Source organism: Aldersonia kunmingensis, from assembly GCF_001646865.1.
Classification (GTDB): domain Bacteria; phylum Actinomycetota; class Actinomycetes; order Mycobacteriales; family Mycobacteriaceae; genus Aldersonia; species Aldersonia kunmingensis.
Genome location: NZ_LRRB01000167.1, coordinates 1 through 7,587, shown reverse-complemented (window position 1 = coordinate 7,587; position 7,587 = coordinate 1). Strand labels below are relative to the sequence as shown.

The window sequence follows — 7,587 nt, the reverse complement described above, 5'->3', positions numbered from 1 at the left end:
ATCGTCGTCACGGGCGATATCACCGATCTCGGTACCGCGGAGGAATACGCGCAGGCGGCCGAGGTACTGACCGCGTCGGTCCCGATCGTCATCGGGCCGGGCAACCACGACGATCGACGTGCGTTCCGGGCCGGGCTTCTCGGCGTGTCCACTCCGGATGACGGCCCGATCAATCAGGAATTGCGCGTTGGCGATGTCCTCGTCGCGATGTGCGATTCGTCGATCCCAGGACGCCCCGAAGGCGCGCTCGAACCCGCGACGATCGAATGGCTGCGCACGGTCCTCGCGAACAGCCGCCCGGACGACCGCATCCTGCTCGGCTTTCACCACCCGCCGGTCGAGTTGTTCAGCCCGATCGTCGACCCGATCCGGCTCGGCGACCCCGACCGGCTCGGCGACATCATCCGCGGCGACGAGCGCATTATCGGCGCACTATGCGGCCATGCGCACACCGCGGCGACAACAATGTTCGCCGGCAAGCCGCTCGTGGTGGCGCCCAGCGTTTCCTCGGTGCTCGGACCCATTTGGGAATCCGACGTGACAAACAAACCCGTGGTGGACTACGTGCCGCCGCCGATGATTGCCATCCACGCCCTGGACGACAGCCGCCTGATCACGCACTTCCGGGTGGTCGCCTAACGCCCACCGCGGCAGCGCGGCGGTTTCGCTGGAAGGACGCCGGTGTGGTTCCGGTCCAGCGTTTGAACGCGTAGATGAAGCTCGACGCCTCCCCATAGCCGAGCCGGACCGCGACATCGGACACGCTCAACGGCGTGGTCCCGAGCATCTCCTCGGCGAGCGCATGCCGCACCTCATCGAGCAGTTCGCGGTAACTGGTGCCCGCCTCGGTGAGGCGACGGCGCAGCGTCCGGACGCTCAGGTTCATCGACTCGGCCACTTCTTCGATCCCGGCGGGCGCGCCGCTCACGCTGATCAGCCGATCGCGGACATCGTGCGCGATACCGGTACGCACCCGACGCCGGGTCACCAAGTCCCGGCACTGCGCCTCGCACATCGACAAGGTGTGCGAATTCGATTGCGGCAGTGGTCGTTCCAGCTCGGCAACGTCACAGGCGAACACGTTGGCTGGACGATCGAACTCCGGCTCGACACCGAACAACTCGGTGAACAAGCCTGCGTAGGACGGCCTCGGAATCTTCAATTCGATTCGACGCAAAGGCAATCCGTAACCGAGCAGGTCGGCCATCACGACATACATCGCCGTCAGGTCACGCTCGACAAGGAACTGCCGAACGTCCAACGGCACCCCCTCGTCGTGCAGCGTTGCTACGAATTCCCCTGCCGTCTGCTCGACAGTGGGAATGCAGAACGTGAAGCTCAGCTCGAGGTAGCGCAGAGAAAGACTGATCGCGTCCCACAGTGTCGGACTGCTGACACAGGCGAAGCCGAAGATGCCGAATGTGGTGACCCGGTATTTGGATCCCAGCCGCAGCCCCGCGTCCGGTTCGGCACCGAGCGACCCGACCAGATTGCGGACGATGGCGAGCTCCACGCCCGCATCGATTTGGGCATCGGGATCGGCGAGCAGCTGTGGTGAGAGGCCCGTTCCGGCCAGCGCGGTCTCCTGGTCGACGCCGTAGTCGGCGGCGAACCGAACCATCAGCGCCACGCTCGCCACGCTGCGCGGAAAGTGCCAGTCGTGGACGCCCGGCGCGACTACATCATCGATCACCACTCCACAATTATGGCCGAAAATCTCGATTTCCTGTCCCACGTTCTCTCTCGGCCTGCCCTCGAGCCGACTTAGGCTCGACCGCGATCAAAAGGAAGCGAGGTGGACGAATGTCCCCCAAGGCGCAGCCGTCGGTGCTCATCATCGGCACCGGGTTCGGTGGTCTGGGAATGGCCATGGAACTCCAGAAGCACGGCTTCAGCGAGTTCACGATCCTCGAACGCGCAGCCGACCTCGGCGGCGTGTGGCGGGAGAACACCTACCCGGGTGCCGGGTGCGACATCCCCTCGCCGCTGTATTCCTACTCGTATGAGCCGAAGACCGACTGGCCTCGCCGGTTCTCGATGCAGAGCGACATCCTCGGCTACATGCAGGAGGTCTCCGATCGCCGCGGGCTTACCGACCGGATCCGCTTCAACAGCGAGGTCACCGACGCCGAGTACGACGAGAAGGCCAACAGCTGGACCGTGCGCACCGCCGATGGCGCCGAGTTCACCGCCGACGTGCTGGTGACCGCCGTTGGTCAGCTGTCTCGCCCGTCCCTGCCAGCGATCCCCGGTATCGAGTCCTTCACCGGTCCCGCCTTCCACTCCGCCGAGTGGGATCACGACATCGACCTCACCGGCAAGACGGTCGCCGTGGTCGGCACCGGCGCGAGCGCCGTGCAGTTCGTGCCCGCGATCCAGCCGCAGGTCAAGCAGATGACCGTCTTCCAGCGCTCCGCCGCTTGGGTGGTCGGCAAGAAGGACGTCGAGTACACGAAGTTCCACCACTGGCTCTTCAAGTACGTGCCGCCGGTTCGGCTGGCCGAGCGCTTCGGCATCTGGCTGCTGGTCGAATTCCTCTCCCTCGGCCTGGTCGACATCAAGGCCATCCAGCCGCTGGTCATCCGGATGGCGAACAAGAAGCTGGAAGAGGAGGTCGCCGATCCCGAGCTGCGGGCCAAGCTGACCCCCGACTACCCGGCGGGCTGCAAGCGGGGGCTCTTCTCGAACGCCTACTACCCGGCGCTGACCCAGCCGAACGTCACGGTTGAGACCACGGCGATCGAGGCGATCACCCCCAACGGCGTTCGCACCGCCGATGGTGTCGAGCACCCGGCCGACGTGATCATCTACGGCACCGGCTTCAAGGCCACCGAGTTCCTGTGGCCGATGAACATCGCCGGCCGCGGCGGCCGCAAGCTCGCCGACGTCTGGAACCCCGCGGGCGGGCGGGCCTACCTGGGCATGGCCGTGCCGGAGTTCCCGAACATGTTCATGATGTACGGCCCCAACACCAACCTGGGCGTCGGTTCGATCGTCTACATGCTCGAGTCGCAGGCCCGCTACATCCGCCAAGCCGTGCAGGCCGTTGCCACGCGGCCCGAGCGGTCGCTCGCGGTGCGCGCCGATGTCGAGGAAGCCTTCGACCGCAAGCTGCAGTCCCGGCTCGATCGCAGCCCCTGGAACTTCTGCTCGAGCTGGTACCGCAATGCGTCCGGGCGCATCACGAACAACTGGCCGGGCACGGTGACGCAGTACCGCCTGCGCACCCGCAAGCTCGACCTGGCTGATTACGAAGAACGGAAGGCTATCTAAATGCCGCACTATGACGTGCTGGTGATCGGATCCGGTTTCGGCGGAAGCGTTTCCGCGCTCCGGCTGACCGAAAAGGGCTACAAGGTCGGTGTCCTCGAGCAGGGCCGCCGCTTCGCCGATGACGAGTTCGCCAAGAACAACTGGCACCTGCGCGAGTACCTGTGGGCGCCCAAGTTCGGCTGCTTCGGTATCCAGCGCATGACGCTGCTGAAGAACACCTTCATCATGAGCGGCACCGGCGTTGGCGGCGGTTCGCTTGTCTACGCCAACACGCTCTACCAGCCGCCAGACAAGTTCTTCGCGGACAAGCAGTGGTCGCACATCACCGACTGGAAGTCGGAACTGACGCCGCACTACGACCAGGCCACCCGCATGCTCGGCGTGGTGACCAACCCGGCCACGACTCCGGCCGACCGCGTGCTGCAGGAAGTCGCGGCGGACATGGGTATCTCGGACAGCTACCACCCGACCCCGGTTGGAGTTCTGTTCGCGGGCAAGGGAAATCGTCCCGGCGGAGACGTAGAGGACCCGTACTTCGGCGGTGTCGGCCCGGCCCGAAAGACGTGTACGCACTGCGGTGAGTGCATGACGGGTTGCCGCCACAACGCGAAGAACACCCTCGTGAAGAACTACCTGTACTTGGCCGAAAAGGCCGGTGCGCAGGTGCATCCGCTCACTACGGTGACGACCGTGCGCCCGTTGGCCGGAGGCGGCTTTGCCGTCGAAACCGTCCAGACAGGTCGCTGGGTCCGCAAGGGCAAGAAGACGTTCACCGCCGATCAGGTGATCTTCGCGGCCGCGTCGCTGGGCACCCAGAACCTGCTGCACAGCCAGCGCGATCGCGGTGTGCTGCCGAATATTTCGCAGCGTCTCGGCGAGCTGACCCGCACCAACTCGGAGGCTGTGCTGGCCGCGCGTTCGCTGCGCACCGACACCGACTTCACCAAGGGCGTGGCGATCACCTCGTCGATTCACCCCGACGCGGTCACCCACGTCGAGCCGGTGCGGTACGGCAAGGGCAGCAACTTCATGGGCCTGATGACCACGGTGCTGGTCGACGCCCAGGAGGGCAAGAAGCGCTGGGTGCTCGGCGTGAAGGAAATGGGCCGTAACTGGAACAAGCTGCACAAGCTGCACAACCCGCGGCACTGGTCGGAGCGCATGATCGGCCTGCTAGTGATGCAGAACGTGGACAACTCGATCACCACGTACACCAAGCGCGGCGTGCTGGGCCGGAAGATGACCACCAAACAGGGTGTGGGCGAGCCGAATCCGGTGTGGATTCCCGAGGGCAACGAGGTGACCCGTCGGGTCGCCGAGAAGATCGGTGGCCTGCCGCAGGGTTCGATCACCGAGCTCGCAAACATCCCGATCACGGGCCACTTCATCGGTGGCTGCCCGATCGGTGACTCCCCCGAGACCGGCGTTGTCGACGGCTACCAGCGGCTCTTCGGCCACGATGGCCTGCACGTCATCGACGGCTCGACGATTACCGCCAACCTTGGTGTGAACCCGTCGCTGACCATCACCGCGCAGTCCGAGCGGGCAATCTCGCTATGGCCGAACAAGGGTGAGGTCGACCAGCGTCCGCCGCTCGGTGCGCCGTACCAGCGAATCGAGCCCATCGCGCCGCGCAACCCGGTGGTGCCGGCGAGCGCGCCCGGCGCGCTCTGGCTCTCGATCACTCCGGTGACGAAGTCGGCATCCGCGTAATCAGCGGGCCCCCATAGACAATGCGCACCTGCGAGGCGAAATCGCTCGCAGGTGCGCATTTTCCATTTCTGGACTTACCAGGACAGCTCGCTGCAGCGCTGGGCCGAATCCGGCCCCTCCACCTGCAGCGTGGCGTGCGTGATCTCGAACTCGTGCGCCAGCACTTCCTGCGCGGACCGCAGCACCTCGTCCCCGCTGACGCCGGGCCGAACGGTGACGTGCGCCGAGGCCACCTCCATGCCCGAGGTGAGCGTCCAGACGTGCAGGTCGTGCACGTTCGCGACCCCGGGTAGCGCCTCGAGCCTGCGGGAGACCTCCTCGACATCCAGGGCCTCCGGGCTGTGCTGGAACAGGATTCGCAGCGAACGGCGGCCAAGCATGTACGCGCGCGGCAACACCCAGACCCCGATCGCGATCCCGATGATCGGGTCGGCGTAGGCCCAGCCGGTGGTGATGATGATGATCGCCGAGATGAGCACGCCGACCGAGCCGACGAGATCCGCGAGCACCTCGAGATAGGCGCCGTGGACGTTGATGCTCTCCTGCGCGCCGCTGCGCAGCAGCAGGAACGCGACGATATTCGCGCTCAGGCCTGCCACGCCGATGATCAGCACCGGCCAACCCGGCACGTCCGGCGGATCGCCGAATCGCTGGATCGCCTCGTAGATCACGTACCCGGCGACGACGAACAGCAGCACTGCGTTGAGCAGCGCCGCGAACACCTCTGCCCGGTAGTAGCCGAACGTCCGGGTGTGCGTCGGCGGGCTGCGCTTGGCGAGCAGCACCGCACCGAGCGCCATCGCGAGGGCGATCACATCGGTAAAGGTGTGCACCGCGTCGGAGAGCACCGCCAGCGACGACGTGGCGGCCGCGACGATGAACTCGGCCAGCATGAAGACGAGGCCGATGGCGAAGGCCAGCCCGAGCGCACGCAGGTGCTTGCCCGAGGCGCTGGTCGCGGCGGAGGCATGCGCGTGATCGTGAGCCACACGGAAAACATATGCGCGATTGCGCATACATGCAATATCGACCGGCCGCGGCCTGCTGGCACACTGGTCAGGTGACAACGAAGGCGCGCCGCCCGGCGGCGGACGGACCCGCGATCAGCGGTCCACTACGTCCGATCGAGCTGGCCACGGGAGCCGTGCTCGGCGCGGTCTCCGTCACGCTTGCCGTCGTCGCATCGGTCCTGCCTTTCGCTGCGGCACTTAACCTGCTCGCGGCCGTCCCGATGGGCATGGTCGCGCATCGGCACCGGGTGCGTGCGCTGATCACCGCGACCGTCGCATCCGTATCCGTGGCCTTCGTCGCGGGCGGTTTGAGCTCGGCGATGACCCTCGTCTCGTGCGCGGTGCTCGGCGGCATCGTCGGACAGGTCAAGCGACGCGGTCGCGGCTTCTTCACGGCCATGGCCTGTTCGCTCGTGGCCGCCGTGGCATTCGCGCTGTTCGCGGTTGGCATGCTGCTCGTGTTCGCCAACTCGCGAGCACTCGTCTTCGACACCATCCGCGACACTCTGCGGGGACTGGCCGACATCGCCGGTCGCCAACTGTCGCTCACCACGCTCGCCGATGGGTTCACCTGGCTCTCGAACACGGTCGACGACTGGTGGTGGCTGTGGGTCGGCAGCTCCACTGCCGTCGGTGTCATGGTCGGCGCGATCGTGGCCTGGTTTGCGCTCGGCGCCGTCCTCGACCGGCTCGCCTGGCTTCCCGGTTCCGATCATCTCGACGCTCCCGACGATCCGCGCGAGGTCGCGCCGCTGCCCGTACGGCTCGACGGGGTGTGCTTCCGCTACCCGGGCGCGCAGGCCGACGCCCTGAGCGGAATCAAGCTGCACGTCGATTACGGCGAGTTCGTTGCCGTCGTCGGCCACAACGGCAGCGGCAAGTCCACGCTGACGCGCATCCTCGCCGGGCGCCCGCCCACCACGGGGACCGTGAACCGGCCCGGCGCCGCGGGACTGGGCCAGTTCGGCGGGACCGCCGTCGTGCTGCAGCGCCCGGAGACGCAGACACTCGGCGTGCTCGTCGCCGACGACGTCGTGTGGGGCCTGCCGCCGGGCGCCGAGGTCGATATCGAGGGCCTGCTGCGCGAGGTCGGTCTCGGCGGCATGGGGCAGCGCGAGACATCGTCGCTGTCGGGCGGGCAGATGCAGCGCCTCGCCGTGGCGGCGGCGCTCGCACGCCGGCCGAGCCTGCTCATCGCCGACGAGGCCACCTCGATGGTCGATCCGGCCGGACGCGCCGAGCTTGTCGCGCTGCTCGCCGGGCTCCCGGCGCGGCACCGGATGGCCGTTGTGCTCGTCACCCATCAGGAGACCGAGGCCGCGGCCGCCGACCGGGTGATCCACCTCGCCGCGGGGCGGATGGTCGACCACCTGCCGGACTGGTCGCCAACCTCGCCCGCCGTGCTGGATCGCGGCCCGCACGGGACCGTCGCTCGGGCGGTGGGACCGCTGCTTCGGCTCGAAGGAGTCCGGCACACCTACCTCGCCCGCACACCATGGGCGACGGAGGCTCTGCACGGCGTCGACCTCACCGTCGAACGCGGCAGGGCGTTCTGGTGGTCGGCGGCAACGGTTCGGGCAAGTCGACGCTT

At 67.0% G+C, this 7,587-nt stretch carries 6 protein-coding genes; 4 read left to right on the top strand and 2 right to left on the bottom strand.

The features are described 5' to 3' along the window. On the top strand, positions 1 to 639 hold a 639-nt coding region (locus A8G08_RS12440), incomplete at its 5' end, for a metallophosphoesterase (protein WP_068274202.1). On the opposite strand, the gene A8G08_RS12435 is transcribed toward A8G08_RS12440, so the two are convergent. Then, positions 614 to 1,696, bottom strand: a complete 1,083-nt coding sequence (locus A8G08_RS12435) for an AraC family transcriptional regulator (protein WP_245672802.1) — start codon at positions 1,694 to 1,696, stop codon at positions 614 to 616. The genes A8G08_RS12440 and A8G08_RS12435 overlap by 26 nt on opposite strands. Before the next feature lie 107 nt (positions 1,697 to 1,803). Here A8G08_RS12435 and A8G08_RS12430 point away from each other — a divergent pair, with 107 nt between their 5' ends. After that, positions 1,804 to 3,273, top strand: coding sequence for a flavin-containing monooxygenase (locus tag A8G08_RS12430; protein ID WP_068274198.1), 1,470 nt, complete (start codon positions 1,804 to 1,806; stop codon positions 3,271 to 3,273). After that, positions 3,274 to 4,986: a GMC oxidoreductase gene (locus A8G08_RS12425; RefSeq protein WP_068274196.1), complete on the top strand. Its 1,713-nt coding sequence runs from the start codon at positions 3,274 to 3,276 to the stop codon at positions 4,984 to 4,986. Between the two features lie 74 nt (positions 4,987 to 5,060). Here the strand turns inward: A8G08_RS12425 and A8G08_RS12420 are convergent, their stop codons facing one another. Further along, entirely contained in the window at positions 5,061 to 5,975 is a 915-nt protein-coding gene (locus A8G08_RS12420; RefSeq protein ID WP_245672801.1) for a cation diffusion facilitator family transporter, read from the bottom strand. Positions 5,976 to 6,046: 71 nt separating this feature from the next. Here A8G08_RS12420 and A8G08_RS12415 point away from each other — a divergent pair. After that, the coding region (locus A8G08_RS12415; protein WP_068274192.1) for an ABC transporter ATP-binding protein at positions 6,047 to 7,587 on the top strand (1,541 nt) is incomplete at its 3' end.